This window comes from Nocardia sp. CC227C, assembly GCF_030767025.1.
Classification (GTDB): domain Bacteria; phylum Actinomycetota; class Actinomycetes; order Mycobacteriales; family Mycobacteriaceae; genus Nocardia.
The window spans coordinates 115,567-134,031 of the sequence record NZ_JASITE010000005.1; the positions used below are offsets into that span (position 1 = coordinate 115,567).

Annotated in this window: 12 protein-coding genes; 5 read left to right on the forward strand and 7 right to left on the reverse strand. The window is 71.9% G+C overall.

The features are described 5' to 3' along the window. Positions 1 to 118: 118 nt before the first annotated feature. Both QMO76_RS11680 and QMO76_RS11685 read right to left on the reverse strand, forming a co-directional pair. Positions 119 to 1,054: a YegS/Rv2252/BmrU family lipid kinase gene (locus tag QMO76_RS11680; protein WP_306361256.1), complete on the reverse strand. Its 936-nt coding sequence runs from the start codon at positions 1,052 to 1,054 to the stop codon at positions 119 to 121. Next, entirely contained in the window at positions 1,051 to 2,628 is a 1,578-nt protein-coding gene (locus tag QMO76_RS11685) for an FAD-binding oxidoreductase (protein WP_306361592.1), read from the reverse strand. Before QMO76_RS11685 ends, QMO76_RS11680 begins: the two co-directional genes overlap by 4 nt. A 118-nt stretch (positions 2,629 to 2,746) precedes the next feature. Here QMO76_RS11685 and QMO76_RS11690 point away from each other — a divergent pair, with 118 nt between their 5' ends. Both QMO76_RS11690 and QMO76_RS11695 read left to right on the forward strand, forming a co-directional pair. Further along, positions 2,747 to 3,331, forward strand: coding sequence for a TetR/AcrR family transcriptional regulator (locus tag QMO76_RS11690; RefSeq protein ID WP_306361257.1), 585 nt, complete (start codon positions 2,747 to 2,749; stop codon positions 3,329 to 3,331). 25 nt (positions 3,332 to 3,356) lie between these two features. After that, positions 3,357 to 4,895, forward strand: a complete 1,539-nt coding sequence (locus QMO76_RS11695; protein ID WP_306361258.1) for a glycerol-3-phosphate dehydrogenase/oxidase — start codon at positions 3,357 to 3,359, stop codon at positions 4,893 to 4,895. Positions 4,896 to 5,042: 147 nt separating this feature from the next. Here the strand turns inward: QMO76_RS11695 and QMO76_RS11700 are convergent, their stop codons facing one another. Both QMO76_RS11700 and QMO76_RS11705 read right to left on the reverse strand, forming a co-directional pair. Further along, a complete protein-coding gene (locus tag QMO76_RS11700; RefSeq protein WP_306361259.1) occupies positions 5,043 to 5,879 on the reverse strand; it encodes a patatin-like phospholipase family protein in 837 nt (278 codons plus the stop codon). A gap of 213 nt (positions 5,880 to 6,092) precedes the next feature. Continuing rightward, the gene (locus QMO76_RS11705; RefSeq protein ID WP_306361260.1) at positions 6,093 to 6,509 is read right to left on the reverse strand and encodes a hypothetical protein; all 417 of its coding nucleotides are present in this window, start codon (positions 6,507 to 6,509) and stop codon (positions 6,093 to 6,095) included. A gap of 242 nt (positions 6,510 to 6,751) precedes the next feature. On the opposite strand from QMO76_RS11705, the gene QMO76_RS11710 reads away from it, so the two are divergent. Continuing rightward, entirely contained in the window at positions 6,752 to 9,442 is a 2,691-nt protein-coding gene (locus QMO76_RS11710) for an FHA domain-containing protein (protein WP_306361261.1), read from the forward strand. A 325-nt stretch (positions 9,443 to 9,767) separates the two neighbouring features. On the opposite strand, the gene QMO76_RS11715 is transcribed toward QMO76_RS11710, so the two are convergent. From QMO76_RS11715 to QMO76_RS11725, 3 genes are all read right to left on the reverse strand, one after another. Further along, positions 9,768 to 11,705 carry a serine/threonine-protein kinase gene (locus tag QMO76_RS11715; protein ID WP_306361262.1) on the reverse strand — a complete coding sequence of 646 codons (1,938 nt, stop codon included), beginning with the start codon at positions 11,703 to 11,705 and terminating at the stop codon, positions 9,768 to 9,770. Further along, complete coding sequence (locus tag QMO76_RS11720) at positions 11,702 to 13,129, reverse strand: hypothetical protein (protein ID WP_306361263.1); 1,428 nt, start codon at positions 13,127 to 13,129, stop codon at positions 11,702 to 11,704. The genes QMO76_RS11715 and QMO76_RS11720 overlap by 4 nt, the downstream gene beginning before the upstream one ends. A gap of 530 nt (positions 13,130 to 13,659) precedes the next feature. Then, the gene (locus tag QMO76_RS11725; RefSeq protein WP_306361264.1) at positions 13,660 to 14,112 is read right to left on the reverse strand and encodes a hypothetical protein; all 453 of its coding nucleotides are present in this window, start codon (positions 14,110 to 14,112) and stop codon (positions 13,660 to 13,662) included. A 1,186-nt stretch (positions 14,113 to 15,298) separates the two neighbouring features. On the opposite strand from QMO76_RS11725, the gene QMO76_RS11730 reads away from it, so the two are divergent. Both QMO76_RS11730 and fdhD read left to right on the forward strand, forming a co-directional pair. Beyond that, positions 15,299 to 17,623 carry an FdhF/YdeP family oxidoreductase gene (locus QMO76_RS11730; RefSeq protein WP_306361593.1) on the forward strand — a complete coding sequence of 775 codons (2,325 nt, stop codon included), beginning with the start codon at positions 15,299 to 15,301 and terminating at the stop codon, positions 17,621 to 17,623. Continuing rightward, on the forward strand, positions 17,616 to 18,452 hold the full coding sequence (gene fdhD, locus QMO76_RS11735; protein WP_306361265.1) for a formate dehydrogenase accessory sulfurtransferase FdhD: 837 nt from the start codon (positions 17,616 to 17,618) through the stop codon (positions 18,450 to 18,452). The genes QMO76_RS11730 and fdhD overlap by 8 nt, the downstream gene beginning before the upstream one ends. Positions 18,453 to 18,465 lie beyond the last annotated feature (13 nt).

The window sequence follows — 18,465 nt, forward strand, 5'->3', positions numbered from 1 at the left end:
ACTGCTCCGGCTTCTGCTCGGTCTCCGGCTCCGGCTCCGGCTACGGCTACGGCTACGGCTACGGCTACGGCTACGGCTACGGCTACGGCTACGGCTACGGCTACGGCTACGGCTACGGCTACGGAACCAGGATCGCCTGTGCGCCGGGGCGGGCACGGAAGGTGGCCGGAAGCATGCCCGCCGGTTCGCCATCGGCCGTGGCGGGTGCGCCCGGAGCGGTCAGGGTGATGCCGGCCGCGCGATACTGGCTGACCGCCGGATGGTCGATGCGCTTGCCCGAGGACAGCGCCGGGAGCATCCGCAGCATCTGGAGCCGCGACATGGCCCCCACCACGGTGAGATCGAGCAGACCGTCGTCGAGCACGGCGTCGGGGCAGATCAGCATGCCGCCGCCGTAGGTCTTGGTATTGCCGACCGCGACCATGATGGCGTCGGTGTCGATGACCGCGGTCCCGTCCGGGTGATCCGGGGAGCCGCTCAACTCGATGCGGTATGGCACCGCGAGTCCGTTGCACAACTCGATCAGCGCGGCCACCGTGTAGCGGGCCGGTCCGTTGGGCCAGCGCAGCCCATTGGCGCGCAGGGTGACCCGGGCGTCCAGTCCGGTGCCGGTGACCGTGGCGAACCAGAACGGTCCGGAATCGCCCGCGGTGGCGGTTTCGACGGTGCCGAGATCGACGTCGCGGGTCTTTCCGGCCAGCACCACGTCCACGGCGGCATCGGTGTCGTCGGGGATGTCGAGTTGCCGGGCGAGGTCGTTGCCGGTGCCGCCGGGCACCAGACCCAGCGGTATCCCGGTACCCGCGAGCGCTTGCAGCACGACGCAGGTGAGGCCGTCGCCGCCCGCGCTCACCACCGCGTCGGGGCGGTGTCCGGGGTCGGTGAGGGCCGCCCGAACCAGGCGGGTGGTGTCGGCGGCGGAATCACCGCACATTTCCCGGACCCGCACCCCGTGGGTGGTGAAGCGGGCGACGGCGGCGGCCCCGACCTCCAGGCCGCGACCGTGCCCGGACATCGGATTGGTCACCACGGCGACCGAGTGGATCTCTTTCACGGAATCAGCTTCCCAGGGTTGAGGATTCCGGACGGGTCAACGGCCTGTTTCACCGCGCGCAGCACCCGCACGCCGAGCTCGCCGATCTCGTCGGTCATCCAGGGGCGGTGGTCCGCGCCCACGGCGTGATGGTGGGTGATGGTGCCCGCGGCGGCCACGATGGCGTCTCCGGCGGCCCGTTTGGCCGCCGCCCACTGGGCGAGCGGATCCTCGGCCTGTTTGGCGATGACGGTGAAGTACAGCGACGCCCCGGTCGGGTAGGTGTGCGAGATATGGCACATGACCAGCGCCGGGGTGCCCTGCGCGGTGAGCGAGTCGGTCAGCGCGGCGGTGACCTTCGCCTTGAGTTCGGCGAGATTGGACCAGCTGGTGGCGGTTTCCAGGGTCTCGCAGAGGATGCCGACATCGAGCAGGGCGTCGCGCAGGTAGGGGGCCGAGAAGCGGCCGTGCTCCCATTCGGCGGCGGGCCGCTCGCCGAGCGCGGTGCCCCCGGCCGCGGTGAACAGCGCCTCTGCCTCGCCCCGCCGGGCGGCCACGTGGGCGGCGCTGCCCTCGAAGGTGGTGATAGCCAGGCAGCCGCCCACGGCCGCGCCGCCGATATCTCCGGCGCGGGCGAGGTTGAGCCCGGTCTCCGCCTCGTCGGACAGGCGCAGCACCGTCGGGGCCGCGCCGGTCTGGATCACGCTGCGCAGCGCGTCCGCACCGGTGCCGAAGTCCGGGAACGACCAGGCTTGGTGGGCGGTGGTCTCCGGTACCGGATGCACCCGCACGGTGACCGCCGTGATGATGCCCAGCGTGCCTTCCGAGCCCGCGAAGAGTTCGCGCAGATCGGGCCCGGCCGCCGAGGCGGGGGCGCGGCCCAGTTCGAGGCTGCCACCGGGGGTGGCGACGCGCAGCCGCTGGATCATGTCGTCGAAGCGGCCGTAGCCCGCCGACGCCTGTCCGGAGGAGCGGGTGGCGGCGAATCCGCCGATACTGGCGAATTCGAAGCTCTGCGGGAAGTGCCCCAGCGAGAGTCCTTGTGCGGCAAGCAGTTCCTCGGCACGCGGGCCGGTGAGTCCGGCGCCCAGGGTGGCGGTGCCGCTGACCGGGTCCACCTCGGTGAGGGTGTCGAGGCGAAGCAGATCGAGCGCGATCACCACCGGGAAACGTCCGCGCACCGGGTCCAGGCCGCCGACAACGCTGGTGCCGCCACCGAAGGGCACGACGGCGATGCCGCTGTCGGCGCAGTAGGCCAGCACGGCGAGCACTTCGTCGTGGCCCCCCGGGAAGACGACGGCGTCGGGCGCGTCCTGCGGCCCCTCGGCACGCCGGCGCAGCAGATCGGGGGTGCTCTTGCCGCCCGCGTGGCGGAGTCGGTCGCGGTGGCCGTCCGACACGTGGTCCGCGCCGACCACCGCGACCAGCCCGGCTCGCTGGTCCGGCGTGATCGCCGAGGCGCGCAGCGGCACGTCGCCCTCATCGCGACGGGCCACCGGCTCACCCGACACCCCGAACACCTGAGCCAGCAGTCCCCGGATCTGTTCCGGCAGTGGTTGCTGTCCGGACGGGGCGCCCCAGGCGTCCCACACCATACTCGGACGAGCGTCCGGCTCGCCCGGGTTTTCGGTGGATGCGGCGGGCGCTTTCATGTCGGCCATGCGTTACAGTCTGACATAGATTGTCAAGCAGTAACGAACCTGGGATGACACGATGACCGAACCGTCCTCCGCCGTCGATCGGGCGATCCTCGACGCGGCGCGGGCCTGCGTAGCCGAATTCGGAGTGCGCCGCACCACCCTCACCGAGGTGGCACGGCGGGCGGGCGTGAGCCGCCCGACCGTCTACCGCCGCTGGCCCGACACCGGATCGCTGGTGGCCGACCTGCTGGTGCGCGAACTGCGGGAGATCGTCGCCCGCGCCGTCCCCGACGAGGGCAACTCGCGGGAGCGCCTGTGCACGGCCATCGTCGGCGGCGGTGCGGCGGTGCGGGAGAACCCGTTGTTCAGCAAGATCTTTCGCGCCGACGCCGATGTGATGCTCACCTACGTGTTCGAGCGGCTGGGCCGAAATCAGCGGCGGCTCATCGAGATGTTCGCCGACAGCATCCTGGACGGGCAGGCCGACGGTTCCATCCGCGACGGCGATCCGGAGCGGATGGCCACCATGCTGCTGCTGATGAGCCAGTCGGCGGTGCAGTCGGCGGGCACGGTCGCCCAGTTCCTCGACGCCGACCACCTCGACGCCGAACTCGCCTACGCCATCGACAGCTATCTGACTCCGCCCCCGCGGCCCTAGCACTCCCTCTTCGAAAGGCCAAGTCATGACCGGGAATTCGGCACAGGCAAGCTCCGCGCTCAATGCCGGGCGGCGCGAGCGTGAGCTACGCGCGCTGGGCGACGGCGGCGAGATCGACGTGCTGGTGATCGGCGGCGGCATCACCGGCGCGGGCGTCGCCCTGGACGCCGCCGCGCGCGGGCTGCGCACCGTCCTGGTGGAGAAGCACGACCTCGCCTTCGGCACCAGCCGGTGGAGCTCGAAACTGGTGCACGGCGGGTTGCGGTATCTGGCCGGGGGCGGGGTCGGCATCGCGCACGAGAGCGCGGTGGAGCGCCATATCCTGCTCACCCGCACCGCTCCGCATCTGACCCGGGCACTGCCGCAGGTGGTGCCGCTGCTTCCGGAAATCGGTGCGGCGCAACAGGGTCTGATCCGGGCCGGATTCCTGGCCGGAGACGTGTTGCGCCGCACCGCCGGAACGTCGGCGGCCGTGCTGCCGCGCTCGCGCCGGGTGGCGGCGGCGGAGGCGCTGCGCCTGGCTCCGACGGTGCGCCGGGACGGGCTGCGCGGCGGGCTGCTGGCCTGGGACGGACAGCTGATGGACGACGCCCGCCTGGTGGTGGCTATCGCGCGCACGGCGGCGCTGCACGGCGCGTCGGTGCTCACCCGGGTGGAGGCGACCCGGGTCACCGGTGACGCGGCGACGCTGCACGACCGGCTCACCGGCGAAACGCTGTCCGTGCGGGCGCGGGCGGTGGTCAACGCCACCGGCGTGTGGGCCGATCAGGTCGATACCAGTATCGAGCTACGGCCTTCTCGCGGTACGCATCTGGTCTTCGACGCGGCGGCGTTCGGCGGGCTCGCCGCCTCGCTCACCATCCCGATTCCGGGCAGCATCAGCCGTTTCGTGTTCGCCTTCCCGGCGGCCCACGGCCGGGTCTATCTGGGCCTCACCGACGAGGAAGCGCCCGGCCCGGTCCCCGACGTGCCGCACGCCACCGACGGCGAAATCGACTTCCTGCTCGGCACGGTCAATACGGTGCTCCGGGAACCATTGACCCGCAGCGATATTCGTGGCACCTTCGCGGGCCTGCGCCCGCTGCTGCGCACCGCCGCCGACGCTACCGCCGACATCTCCCGCGAACACGCGGTGCTGCCCTCCCCCACCGGCGTCATCACCGTCGTCGGCGGCAAGCTGACCACCTACCGCAAGATGGCCGAGGACACCGTGGACGCCGTCCTCGCCCGCCGCGGCCTCACCGCCCGCCCCTGCCGCACCCGCCGCCTCGCCCTGGTCGGAGCGGTCTCCGGCGCGGCCCGCGACCGCATCCCCGCGCCCACCCATCTCATCGAACGCTACGGCTCCGAGGCCGCATCCATCCTCGATCTGATCCGGGACGATCCGGACCTGGCCACCCCCGTAGCCCCCGGCTCGGATGTCACCGCCGCCGAATTCGCCTTCGCCACCACCCACGAGGCAGCCCTCACCTCCGACGACCTCCTCGACCGACGCACCCGCATCGGCCTCATCCCCGAGGCCCGCATCGCCGCCGAGACCGCCGCGAAATCCGCCTTCGCCTGACCGGAACGGAGACCCCGCTCGGGCACCTGTGCTCGGCCGACCACCGGAGCGCCACGCTCGACCTCCGCTCTGTCACCCGCCGAGCCGTCGAGTTCGCCCCTCCGCCGCCCGCATCGGCGGGCGTGGGACCGGTTGTCGCCTAGACCCTCACTTCCACAATCGAGCGATCCGCTCGGCCTCCACTTCCCCCTGCGCCCGACCGGCTTTCGCGGCCGCAACCCGGCAGTCCGGATCCAACGGGTTGTCCCCGAAGGCCACCACCGAGGCGTCGTCCGGCGCGATGACCTCCACCCGCGCGCCAGCGGCGACCAATGCCGCCACCTCCTCGTCCAGCGGCCAGACCGGTAGCGGTGCGAGTATCAGCACGCGCGCGCATTCCCGCGCGTAATCGGCATTGGTGGTGCTGCGCACGCCGCCATCGGTGTACAGCGCACCGTCGATCTCCACCACCGGCCACACCCCCGGCACCGCCGAACTGGCCGTCACCGCATCGACCAGTGGCACCCCGGAATTCCGATCGAACACCCGTGGCTCCCCGCTCACGGCATCCACCGCGACCACCAGCAGCAGCCGCTGCGGCCATTCGTGCACGGGCAGACGGCTCGCCACGACGGACCGCCGCACTTCCGCCGGTACGGTGCGCGCGGCCCGTGCGAAAGCCCCCACCCTCCTGCGTATTTCCCCCGGATCGTCGTCTTCGGCCGCGATGGCGGCGCGCTCCGCCGTCAGTTCGGTGAGCGGATTCCCGGGCGGCAGCACCTCCCGGCTCTGCACTCGCGCGTCGATCTGCCTGCGGTACAGCTCTTCTGGCGACAGCCCGCTGGTGAACTGCGCCGCCACATTGGCCCCCGCCGACGTTCCGACCATGAGATCGGCGTCGGTCACGTCCACCCCCGCATCGGCGAGTCCGACGAGCACACCGTTCTGCCATGCGATTCCGGCGACACCGCCGCCCCCGAGCACCACTGCGCGATCGCCTGACATCCGGACTCCTCTCGCCCACCGCACGCCCACGCGCGGCTATCGATGTCAGGAGCGTATTCCTTTCCGGTGACCGCCCGCACCGGCCGTCCGGCGGCGGATGCGGCTCCGCCCGGCGTCCGGTTCGCGTCGGTCGGGCACGATTCTCGCTGGTTGGTGCAGCGATCCCGTTCCGGGGAGCCGCCGCCGCGGAGGTGGGCAGCGAGCCGCCGCCGGTCAGTGCGTGACGATGCAGCCGGATCCGGAGTTGAGTCCGACGCCCACCGTGAGGTCGATGTAGGGCACCACATCGCCCCCGGCGTTGGGTTGGATGGCCCGCAACCGGTGTTCCCCCGGGGCGGCCGGGGTCCAGTGCCCGGTGGCGATCGCGCCGTTCGGCCGGACCACGGCGAACGCCACCCCGTTGTCGTAGATCACGACCGGCGTCACCGGATCGTCCACGTACACGTTCACCGGATAGGTGCATCCGGCACCGTAGTTGGTCGCCGAGCCGAAGCTGATACTCGGTTCTACGCCGATGCGGGTGGCGGTGGCGGCCGCGCCGGGCGCGGTGAACAGGGTGGCGGCCAGGGCCGCACAGCCCGCGCCCACGGCGATCAGCGCGCGGGCGGATTCTCGGTTTTCCGTGGTCATGCGCATAGAGCAGTCCTCGTCGTACCGAGTCGACGCCGGGTGCGCCGACGATCTGCGTCGATCGTCGCGTGTGCCACGGCACGGCGCATCGAAACACGCACAATTCGTCCGGAAAGGCCACTCGGAGTTCGCTGCGGCGGATGGACGGCGTCAATGGGGCGGGATCGAGGCATCCCCTCGACCGGGTGAACGTCCTATTCTGGGCAGCGGTATCCGATGCGCCAGGGGAGAGGAGGCGCGCAATGGGTCGCATTCCGTCCACGGTGGCGCTGTCGCGCGGAGACGGGCTGATCGCGCGATTCGGGAGCGTGGTGCTGTTCCTGACCGGTGAGACACCGTCCACCGAGCGGATTCTCGGGGCGGCCGAGGCGGCGGCCGGGGCCGCAGATCCGGGCGTCGCCATCGCGCAGCGTCTGGCCGCGGCGATCTTCGCGGGCGGATCGGCGCAGTCGCCGTCGTTCGGGGTGGTCGCGCCGACCGCCGACGGACTGCTGATCCTGCTGCGCGGCCCGGTCCGGGCGGTGGTGGACGGCCCGGAGGGCGCCCGCGAACTCTCCGGCGACCGCGCCATGACCTGGACCGACGAGATCATCCGTGACCCCGTCCGCCGCATCACGGTGAGCGCCGACGGCGCCGCCACCGAGATCCCGCACACCGACCTGCGCTCCGGCATCGCCCCCGGCGGCGGCTTCGTTCTGCACGCACCCGCCCGCCGCCGCGCGACCGCCGCCACACCGACCGCGCAGCCCAGCGAGGCCACCGCACGCACCCCGCTGCCCACCCCCTCGCACACGCGCTTCTCCCGTGCGGGCACCGCCGCGGGATCGCCATTCTCCACACCGAAGGCGAAGACCCGAGATCCCTCCGACGCCCCCGGCCCCACATCCTCCGGAGGCACCGAGGACGGTCCGCCCACCCAAACCCCCACACCCACCGGAAGCGCCCAAGACGCTCCGGGCACCCGCACCCCCGCAACCACCGGAAAAACCCCAGACCGCTCGCCCACCCGAACCCCCACACCCACCGGAAGCCCCCAAGACACTCCGGGCACCCGCACCCCCGCAACCACCGGAAATACCCGGGACCGCTCGCCCAGTCGAACGCCCGCGCCCACCGGAAGCGCCCGGGACCGCTCGCCGACCCGAACCCCCACACCCACCGGAAGCGCCCAAGACGCTGCGGGCACCCGCGCCCCCGCAACCACCGGAAGCGCCCGGGACCGCTCGCCCAGTCGAACGCCCGTGCCCGGGGGCGATATCGAGGATCGTGCGGGCGCACCCGCGTCCGCACCGGTGGCCGACGCGGCACCGCCGACCGGTGACCGCCGCGACCTGGCAGCGGACCGCGAGCCGCGGGCGGGGGCGGGGGCGGGATCGGGAGCCGCTGGATCGGGAGCCGCTGGATCGGGAGCCGCGCCGGATGACGTCGGCCCGCCGGAACCGGCGAACACGGAGTTCTGGCCGGCGACGGACGATCCGCCGGAGCCGACGCGGCGATCGTCGGCGGCGGGTGCGCACGACAGCGGTGCCGTAGCAGCCCCGTCGATGGGTCCATCGGTGCACCGGCCGCCCGGGCGAGGGGCGTCGCGCACCGGCTATCCCGAGCGCACGATCCCCAATCCGGCCGCCACCATCCCGCTCGCCACCGCTTCCCCCACACCGTCGTCGCCGGTGTCCCGGGCGGATTCCGCACGGTCTCCCGGGCCGCAGGTCCGACCGGGCGGAGACGTGCCCCCCACGGCGCAGGCGGTCACCCGTCTCTCCGGTGACCTGCCCGATCCGTCCCGTCCGCCCGCCGAGAACCCGCCGCCCACAGTCATGCTGGGCAAGCGACCGGCCGCCGCGAAATCCACGACCCCGCAGGTCGGGGACGCGCGCACCGAGTCCGAGCGCGCGTCGAATGCGGCGCGTGCGGGGCGCTCCGCATCCGACCGACCGAAGCGCGGGAAGGAAGTCGCCGCCGAACCTCCGCGTACCGCACCATTCGACGCCCGAGCGGCCGCCATGGAGGATGCCGACGGCCCGGACGCCCCGGCTCCGGCGGCCGGTTCCAGCCAACAGGCGCGGTCCGCACCGGGCCGGGCGAAAGCCGCACGGCAGCAGGCGCAACCGGCACCCGGCCCACCCGAAGCCGCACCACCCGGCGCGCAGACCGTACCCGAACCGTCCAAGGCCACGCGGCAGAGCTCGCACCCCGAACCCAGTCCACCCGAAGCCACGCGGCAGAGCTCGCACCCCGAACCCGGTCCACCCGAAGCCACGCGGCAGAGCTCGCATCCCAAGCCCGGCCCGCCCAAGGCCACGCGGCAGAGCTCACACCCCGAACCCGGTCCACCCGAAGCCACGCGGCAGAGCTCACACCCCGAACCCAGTTCACCCGAAGCCACGCGGCAGAGCTCACACCCCGAACCCGAACCAGCCGAAGCCGCGCAACGGCAGGCGCATTCGGCACCGGGGCGTTCCGAGCCCGCGCCCCCGACGCCGTCGGCGGCGAAACCCTGGGTCGTGCCGAAGGCGTGGTCCGTCGAGGCGGTCGACCCGCCGCGACAGCCCGCACCGGAGACCACCGCGGCGCCCGCACCGCTCGGCGCGCTCACCATGTCGGGCGGCGCGGCCTACCCCCTGGATCGCCCGTACGTGCTCGGCCGCGACCCCATGGCCGATGCGGCGGTGCGCCGGGCGGCGGCCTCCCCCATCGCCCTCACCGGCGACCGGCACATCTCGCGGGTGCATGCGCGGGTATTCATCGAGGGCACAGCGGTTTTCGTGCAGGACGCCGCCACCCCGGGCGGCACCTACATCGCGGCTCCGCGCGCGGAGGACTGGATTCGGCTGGGTGCGCAGCCGATGGAACTGAAACCGGGCTGGAGCCTGCGCATCGCCGACCGCGTACTCACCTACAGCACCGAACCCGCTCGCCCGCAACGACACTGACGCGGTGCAGCCGCGTGCGAGCGGCCCGGTCATCGGCGTAAGCGGGGCCCGACCACCAGCACGAGCGCAGCCTGACCACCCAGCACGAGCACGGCCCCACCACCCGGCACAAGCACGGCCCCACCACCCAGCACAAGCACGGCCCCACCACCCAGCACAAGCACGGCCCCACCACCCAGCACAAGCGGCGGCCAGCGCGGCGGGCGAGAGCGGTTCCGTCGCGTCCGATGGGCGGTGGGCCGTCGAGCACCCGACGCCTGGCGGCGCTTCCCCACCCCCGAATCCCGATCAGCGGCTGGCCCGCCTTCCGCCCACCTCTTCCGGATCAGGGTTCCCGCAACAGGTCCCGCAGGCGGGTGATCCGCAGATAGCGGCGGCGGCGGCCGAGTCGGCGGCACGCCACGGCCGCGGCGATTCCGGTGGCGGCGCCGAGGACGGCGCAGCCGATCGCGGTGGTCCGCGTCGGCTCCGATCCGAGCAGCACCCAGACCGCGCCGACGGCCGCCGCCGCCAGCAGTGCGGTGGAGATGGTGAGACCGATGGCGGCCGCGAACCGCGCACCGCCCGTGCGCAGCGCACGGGCATTGGACTCCGCGTACGCGCCGGCGAAGAGCGCGAGCAGCAGGATGCCGACGGCGGTCGCGGTGGGGTACGGCGATCGAGTGGCGCGGACGCCGAAATCGTATGTGGCCGTGTCTGTTCCGGCGCGGGAGAGGGTCAGCCGCGCGGTGAGTTCACCGGCGAGGACGTATCGGTTCACCGGCGCGGGCACCTCGGCGGTCGCCCCGGTCGGCCCCGGCAGCAGCGGCGTGGCGGTACCGCCGACGGGTGTGCCGAGCACGGCGACGGACAGTTTCGCGGCATCGGCGTCGACACCCGTGACGCCGACCGGAACCGGCCGCGACAGGTCGATCTCGATCGGCTCACCGACGGCCACATCCACGCCGCCGACTCGAACGGTGTCGAACGCCGGGAGGTCCCGGCTCGGCCCCGGTCCGAGACCGAGTACCGCCGCGGCCAGCGTTACCATGGCCAGCACACCGGCCGCGAGCAGCGGCACCCGCGGAGACGGCAGGTGTACGACCCGCTGTACGGGTACCAGTTCGGCACGGTCGACATCGACCAGGCGAGCACCCGATCGAGCCGCGGGTTCGCGCGGCACCGTCCGCACGGTCGGCGCGGTGCGGCGACCCCGCCTCGGGTCCTTCGATCCGGGTGGGGTGCGCGGACCCGCCGGTTCGGGCGGCGGTTCGGCTGTCCGGCCGGGCGGAACGCGGCTCGGGGGCGGCTCAGCCTGCCGGCCCGGATAGCGCGCGGCGGCCGAGCGGCCGCCGGTGGCCGCCGCGACAATGGTGTCCGCGCCGATCACCGGGATGCCCACGGGGGACAGCCAGTTCACGCCCCAGCAGAGCGCCGCCGGGGCGGCGAGCGCGATGCCGAAGGATTCGGCGGTGGCGAAACGGTGGTCGGGGTCGGGGGTGAGGCCGCGCATGACCACGTCGGCAATCGGTTCCGGGACGCCGGGGGCCACGTCGAGCAGTGGTGCGGGTTCGCCGTAGGCGTGCGCGAAGAGCATGGCCAATTGGTCGCTGCCGGGCGGGAACGGCAGCACCCCCGACAGCAGCTGATAGAGCATGGTGGACAGGGCGTACACATCGGTCGCGGGCGAAAGTTGCTGGCCGCGCACCTGTTCCGGCGCGATATAGGACGGCGTGCCGATGATCTCCCCGGCGCGGGTCACCAATGTCTCGTCACCGCCGACGATCTTGGCGATGCCGAAATCGGTGAGCTTGAGCGTGCCGCGCCGGGAGAACATGAGATTCGAGGGCTTCACATCGCGGTGCAGGATGCCGTGCCGATGCGCAGCCTCCAGTCCCGCCGCACACGACAGCGCCACCGCGACCGCCGCCGCGGCGTCGAAACCCTCGGTGGCGAACCGGCTCTCGACCGTGCCGCCGGACAGATACTCCATGACGAGCAGGCACAGGTCCTCGCGTTCGATGAAGTCGTACACCGGCACCACATGCGGATGGTCGATGGCCGCCATGAGCCGCGCCTCGCCCACGAATCGCCGCCGCACCTGCGCATCGTGTGCGAACTGCGGCGGAATCTGCTTGATCGCGACCCGCCGCCCCAAGCCGCGATGCGTCCCGGCCAGCACCACCCCGCACCCACCGCGCCCGACCTGCCCGTCGATCACGTACCCGGGCAGCGCCGCCCGCACCCGATCGGTGTCGTCTCCGGTCAGATCCCGAACGCTCATCGCCCGTCTCCCTGCCCGGAGCAGCCCGGCGCGTCACCCGATGGCTCGGATTCCCGATGGACGGTCGTGGCCGATTCCGTCTCGGTCATCGCGCTCGATTCGTCGCGGCGGTCCGCACCCGGAACGTGTTCGGCTCCCGCCACCTCGGGTGCGCCACCGACCTGCGCTCCGACACCCGCACCGAAGACTCGGCCGCCGCCGGTCTCGGACACCTCGCCGCCCGGCTCCCACGGACGGCTGACCGCCGACTCGGCAGGCGGTACGACCGTTTCCGTGCGGTCCGGCTCGGGTAGGTCCGGCAGTGTTCCCCCGATAGTTCCCCCGAGATCTTGCAGCGTCCCACCCGGGCTTCGACCCCGGGGTGAGCGCACGCTGACGGTCGGTTCTTCGGACGGGTCGCGCCAGGTGGGCTGGGGTCCGGTGCCTCGGCGAAGGTCGGCGCCGCCGACAGCGGAGTCACCGGACACCGCCGGGCCGAAGGGGTGCACGTGGCCGACCGAGCCCGGCACCCGATCTCCGGGACGCGCTGTCGGATCCGATATCCGATCGCCGGGGCGAGGACGGCCGGGCGCGCCGCGACCGGCTCCCGGCCCACCCCAGCCGATGAGTGCCGGTATGCGATCGGCCGATGCCCGCGCGCCGCCGATCGGCTCCGGTGTCCCGTATCCGTAGGCGTCGAGTTCGCGTGCGGCGGCGAGATCGGCCGGGTCGAGATCCAGGTCGTCGGGTTGTTCGGGAGTCGGCGAGAAGTAGCCGGTCAGGAAGAACACCGTGGCGGTGACCCCGCCCAACGCCAGCCAGAGCGGGGTGGCGGGCACCCACCAGCGCGCCACCGAGGCGGTGAAGCCGATCATCAGGCCGATGCCGACGCCGGGGGCGAGCAGCCGCAGGCCGCGCTGCCAGCGGTTGGCCGAGAGACGGTGGCGGGCGACGGTCAGCGCGGCGTCGGCGATGGCGAGGACGGTGAGAACCGCCAGGATGATCCCGAACAGCCCGTAGACCGAGAGCAGGGACCCGCGGACGTCGACGACCGTGCCCACGGTGGCGACGGGTTCGCCGTCGCCACCGATGACGGTGAGGGTCGTGCCGATCAGCCCGGTCGCCTGCCCGTCCAGTCCGGCGGGGTCGAGCCGATAGGTCAGCGTCTCGGTCGCACCCGCGGCGACGGTCATCTCGACCGTGGTCGAGTAGGAGAAGAAGTTGAGCCCGAGCACGTGTCCGGCGAGGTCCACCCTGCGCACGGTCACGGGTTCGCCGGTGCCATTGGTCAATTCGACGACAATCCGCGCCGGTCGGCTCGGATCGAACCGCACCGGATCGCTCGCATTCGCCCCGTCCAGCGCCCGCCCGTCCAACGTGGCGGTGGCGGTGACCCCATCCGCCGCCGACGCGAGCCCACCCCCGCCCAGAACGAGAAGCAGCACCACCGTGACCAACGCGGCAACCCGCACCACGGCCCTGCCCCGACCAGATTTCCACCCGTGACGACGGGCGCGGTCCCGCGCCCCATCCCCCGCACACCTTTCCCGCTCGTACCGAGCAGAACCACGCACCCCACATCGAATGCGATCGTTCGGTTCGAGCCCGACCGAACCGCGCGGCTCGAGCCCGGCGTGGCCAGGCGGCTCGAGTTCGCCCGAACCATGCGTTTCGAACCCGGCGGAGCCATGCTGGTCGAATCCGGCTGCATCACGCGGGTCGCGTCTGCCCGAACCTCGCGATTCGAGCCGGACAGGGCCGGGTGGCTCGAGTCCGACCGACCGACGCGGATCGTGTGCCACCGGTCCGGGCAACGCGCGTCCGACCGAACGACGCGAGGCACGCGCGGCCGAACTTCGCGACGCAAGCCGGGCTGGACCGCGTGGCTCGCCTCGGGCGTGACCGGGCGGCAGGGGGCCGCTCGGGTTGCGCGGCACGGGGCGGGGCGGGGGCGTCGGTTCGGTGTGGTGGGCACTCATCGCGGCCTCCGGGCGGGCAGATGGGATACCAGGCGGTGGCCGTAGTACCAGCCGCCGATGAGCAGGAAGAACAGCAGGACGGTGGCGGTGGAGGTGGCTCCGCCTACCCGGCTGACCAGCACGACGTCCAACGGCCCGGCGAGGGTACGCCCGCAGTCCGCGGTCACCCGGTGATGGCCGACATCGGTGTCGCCGGTCGACAGCCGCACATCGAATCCGCCGTCCGCTCCGGCCGTGGTGTCACCGACCGGCCCGCCACCGATCGAAAGCCACACCGGTGCACCGGGATCACAGCCGTGCCCGGTCACCGTCACCTCACCGCCCGGCGCTACCGCCGGTGGGTCGACCGCGAGACCCGCAGCGGCGGGCGTCCCGGGGTCCGCGTCCGGCTCCTCGGGCGGCGCTGTCCCGCCCCCGGGCACCGGATCGTCCGGTTGCGGTTCCGGCACTTGCGGATTCGGTCGCCGGTCGGGCGTCACACCGGGATTGCCACCACCGGGACTGGTTCCTCCGGGGATGCCGCCACCGGGATTGGTTCCCCCGGGATTGATTCCGCCGGGATTCGTTCCACCGGCGTCGGTCCCACCCGGATCGGTCCCCGGATCGGTCCCCGGCTCGGGGTCGCCGGGGTCGGTCGTACCGGGATCCGTCGTACCCGGATCGGTGGTCCCTCCCGAGCCTGGCGTACCACCGGGGTCCGTCCCGCATCCGGTCGTCCCCGACTCACACCCAGGGTCCGTCGAACCACCCGGATCAGTCCCACACCCAGCCCCACCCGACTCACACCCGGGATCCGTCGAACCACCCGGATCGGTCCCGCATTTCGGCTCCTCTCGCGGACACCCGGGATCGGCGGTGTCGTCCGGATTCGTCCCGCATCCCGGCGCACCCGGTTCGCAGGCGGGGTCGGTCGTGCCCGGAGGCTCGGTTCCGCAGGCCGCCGAGCCCGGCTCACATTCCGGCTCGGAGCCAGGACAATTCGGAGTCGAACTCCCGGGCGAGCAGCCCGGTTGCTGCGGCTCAGGTTGCTGGGGCTCAGGTTGCTGCGGCTCCGGTCGCTGCGGCTCCGGTCGCTGCGGCTCCGGTTGCTGGGGCTCGGGTTGCGGCTGCTGCGGCTGTGGCTGTGGCTCCGGTTGCGGGTTCTGCGGCACCCCGTCACGGGTTCCACCGCCGTCCGGAACCGGAGGTTGCCGGCTGCTGGTGATGATCTGTTGTGGCGCAGGCGAAATCGTTGGCGTCGCCCCGGGTTCCGCGCTCGCGTGCAGCGGTAGCGCCCCGACGGCGGCTACCGTGAACCAGGCGGCGAGGAGCGCGAGGGAGCGCCGAAATCCCCCTCCACCTATACATCTCACCGGCCGACGCCCGACGTCGGCACGCGATCCGACAGCTGCAAATGTCTTCATCGGACGTGACCTCGCTCGTTCGATGGTAAGGCCCGGCCGACGCGCGCGGAACGGTCTCACCCAGGCGTTACGCACTGGCAATGACGCTAGGAAGAAACCGACGTCCGAGCACGGGTAGCCGACTACCTCACTCGCTCGTATATCGCGCCGCGACACCCGAGTGTTCATGCGTGCTCGGCACGCCGACGCCCCCGATACGAGCGGCCCCCGCGTGGAGGAGGACAATGGCCCCATGCATCGTGCCGCGCCGAAACAGGACATCGATGAGGCCGAACTGACCGTCGGCCCGCCGAAGACGCAGGCGGCGGGCGTACGGGCGGTGGCTGTGGCTTTGGAGCGCGCGGTCGAGGAGATGGGTGTGGTCCGCACGGCCCGCACCCTGTCCCGCCTGAATCAGCGCCACGGTTTCGACTGCCCGAGCTGTGCGTGGCCGGATCCCACGGGTACGCGCCGGGTGGCCGAGTTCTGCGAGAACGGCGCGAAGGCGGTGGCCGAGGAGGCGACGCTGCGCACCGTCACCCCGGAGTTCTTCGCCGAGCACTCCCTGCGGGATCTCGCCGAGAAGTCCGGTTATTGGCTGGGCCAGCAGGGCCGCATCACCGAGCCCATGGTGCTGCGCCCCGGCGACGACCACTACTCCCCCATCGCCTGGGACGACGCCTACCGGCTCATCGCCGACACCCTGCGCGGGCTGTCCACCCCGGACGAGGCGGTCTTCTACACCTCCGGCCGCACCTCCAACGAGACGGCCTTCCTGTATCAGCTGCTGGCGCGCAGCCTCGGCACCAACAACCTGCCGGACTGCTCGAATATGTGCCACGAGTCCTCGGGCGCGGCGCTCACCTCGTCCATCGGCATCGGCAAGGGTTCGGTCACCATCGACGATTTCGCCCACGCCGACCTGATCCTGATCGCCGGGCAGAACCCGGGCACCAACCATCCGCGCATGCTGTCCTCGCTCGCCGAGGCGAAGGCCAACGGCGCGCGGATCATCGCGGTGAATCCGCTGCCGGAGACCGGACTCATGGGTTTCCGCGATCCGCAGACGGTCAAGGGCTTCACCACCGGCGTCGAGATCGCCGACGACTTCCTGCAGATCCGGCTCGGCGGCGATATGGCGCTGTTCCAGGGCTTGGGCAAACTGCTCTTCGAGGCCGAGGACCGCGCGCCGGGCACCGTCGTCGATCGCGCCTTCGTGGCGGACCGTACGGCGGGCTTCGCCGAATACGAGAAGCATATGCGCGCCGTCGATCTGGGCGTGGTGGAGCAGGCCACCGGTCTCACCCGCGAACAACTGGAGCGCACCGCCGGCCTGCTGGCCGAGTCGAAGGCCACCATCCTGTGCTGGGCCATGGGCCTCACCCAGCAGGTGCACGGTGTCGCCACCATCGAGGAGGCCACCAACCTGCTGCTGTTGCGCGGCATGATCGGCAAGCCCGGCGCGGGCGTCTGCCCGGTGCGCGGGCACTCCAATGTGCAGGGCGATCGCACCATGGGCATCTGGGAGCAGATGCCGGAGACCTTCCTGGCGGCGCTGGACGCCGAATTCGGCATCACCAGCCCGCGTCGGCACGGCTGGGACACGGTGGCGGCCATTCGCGCCATGCGCGACGGCAAGGCGAAGGTCTTCGTCGGCATGGGCGGCAATTTCGCCTCCGCCACCCCCGATACCGAGGTCACCGAGGCGGCGCTGCGCAATTGCGAACTCACCGTGCACGTTTCGACCAAACTCAACCGCAGCCATGTGGTGCACGGGCGGACGGCGCTGATCCTGCCCACCCTGGGCCGTACCGACGACGACCTGCAAGACGGTAAACGCCAGCAGGTTTCGGTGGAGGACTCGATGTCCATGGTGCACCTGTCCACCGGCCGCCTGAAACCGGTGAGCGACCAGCTGCGCAGCGAGGTCGCCATCGTGTGCGAGCTCGCGCAGGAACTGTTCGGCCCCGGGCACCCGGTGCCGTGGGCGGAATTCCGGCGCGACTACGACCGCATTCGCGACGCCATCGCGCAGGTGGTGCCCGGTTGCGCCGATTACAACCGGAAGGTGCGGGGCCGCAATGGCTTCCAGCTCCCGCATCCGCCTCGGGACGCCCGCGAGTTCCGGACCGCGACGGGCAAGGCCAATTTCGCGACCAACGAGCTGCACTGGCTGCCCGTCCCCGAGGGCCGTCTCATCCTGCAGACGCTGCGCAGCCACGACCAGTACAACACCACCATCTACGGCCTCGACGACCGCTATCGTGGAATCCACAACGGCCGCAAGGTCGTCCTGCTCAATGCCGAGGACATCGCCGCCCTCGGTTTCGTCGAGGATGAACTCGTGGATCTCGTCTCCGAGTGGACCGACCCCGCGACGCCCGATGCCGCGCCGCAGGAACGTCGCGTCTCCGGTTTCCGCCTGGTCGCCTACTCCACCCCGCGCGGCAACGCGGCGGCCTACTATCCCGAAACCAATCCGCTCGTCCCGCTCGACCACGTCGCCCGGCGGTCCAACACCCCGGCCTCCAAGGCGATCACGATTCGGCTCGAACGCCATCAGCACACTCATGAGTAGAGTCACCGCCCGCCGCAAGACCGTGCGCATCTCCCCCACCGGCGTGGTGCGGCGTCCCGACACCGTTGTCGTGGAGGAACCGCTGGAGATCCGGGTCGACGGCGAATCGCTCACCGTCACCATGCGCACCCCGGGCGCGGATATCGATCTGGTGCACGGGTTCCTGTTCGGTGAGGGCCTGCTCACCGCCGCCGCGGACATCGTCACCGCCCGCTACTGCGCGGGCACCGACGAGAACGGCCGCAATACCTACAACGTGCTGGATATCCGCCTGCGCCACCCGGTTCCGGCGCGACCGCGCAACTTCCTCACCAACAGCTCGTGCGGGCTGTGCGGCAAGACCGCGCTCGACGAGGTGCGCACCCGGCTGCCCTTCCCGATCGCCCCCGCGGGCCTCACCGTGAAGACGACGGTCCTCGCCACCCTGCCCGGCGAACTGCGTTCCCGGCAGACGGTTTTCGACGCCACCGGCGGCCTGCACGCGGCGGGCCTGTTCACCGCCGACGGCACCGCGCTGGCCGTGCGCGAGGATGTGGGCCGCCACAATGCCGTGGACAAGGTGATCGGCTGGGCGCTGCGCGAGCACCGGCTGCCCGCACACGATCTGGTGCTCATGGTGAGCGGGCGCGCCTCCTTCGAACTGGTGCAGAAGGCCGCCATGGCTGGCATCCCGCTGCTCGGCGCGGTCTCGGCTCCCAGTTCGCTGGCGGTGGACATGGCCGAGGACGCGGGCCTGACCCTGGTCGGATTCCTGCGCGGCGACTCCATGAACGTCTACACCGGAATCCACCGCATCGCCGATGTCCACTCGTCGAGCCGGACGGTGTGATCACCGCCGCCGC

Coding starts and splice junctions, on each gene's coding strand:
- QMO76_RS11685 (WP_306361592.1), bottom strand. CDS start 2,628: ATGGTGTGGGACGCCTGGGGCGCCCCGTCCGGACAGCAACCACTGCCG.
- QMO76_RS11690 (WP_306361257.1), top strand. CDS start 2,747: ATGACCGAACCGTCCTCCGCCGTCGATCGGGCGATCCTCGACGCGGCG.
- QMO76_RS11695 (WP_306361258.1), top strand. CDS start 3,357: ATGACCGGGAATTCGGCACAGGCAAGCTCCGCGCTCAATGCCGGGCGG.
- QMO76_RS11700 (WP_306361259.1), bottom strand. CDS start 5,879: ATGTCAGGCGATCGCGCAGTGGTGCTCGGGGGCGGCGGTGTCGCCGGA.
- QMO76_RS11705 (WP_306361260.1), bottom strand. CDS start 6,509: ATGACCACGGAAAACCGAGAATCCGCCCGCGCGCTGATCGCCGTGGGC.
- QMO76_RS11710 (WP_306361261.1), top strand. CDS start 6,752: ATGGGTCGCATTCCGTCCACGGTGGCGCTGTCGCGCGGAGACGGGCTG.
- QMO76_RS11715 (WP_306361262.1), bottom strand. CDS start 11,705: ATGAGCGTTCGGGATCTGACCGGAGACGACACCGATCGGGTGCGGGCG.
- QMO76_RS11730 (WP_306361593.1), top strand. CDS start 15,299: ATGCATCGTGCCGCGCCGAAACAGGACATCGATGAGGCCGAACTGACC.
- fdhD (WP_306361265.1), top strand. CDS start 17,616: ATGAGTAGAGTCACCGCCCGCCGCAAGACCGTGCGCATCTCCCCCACC.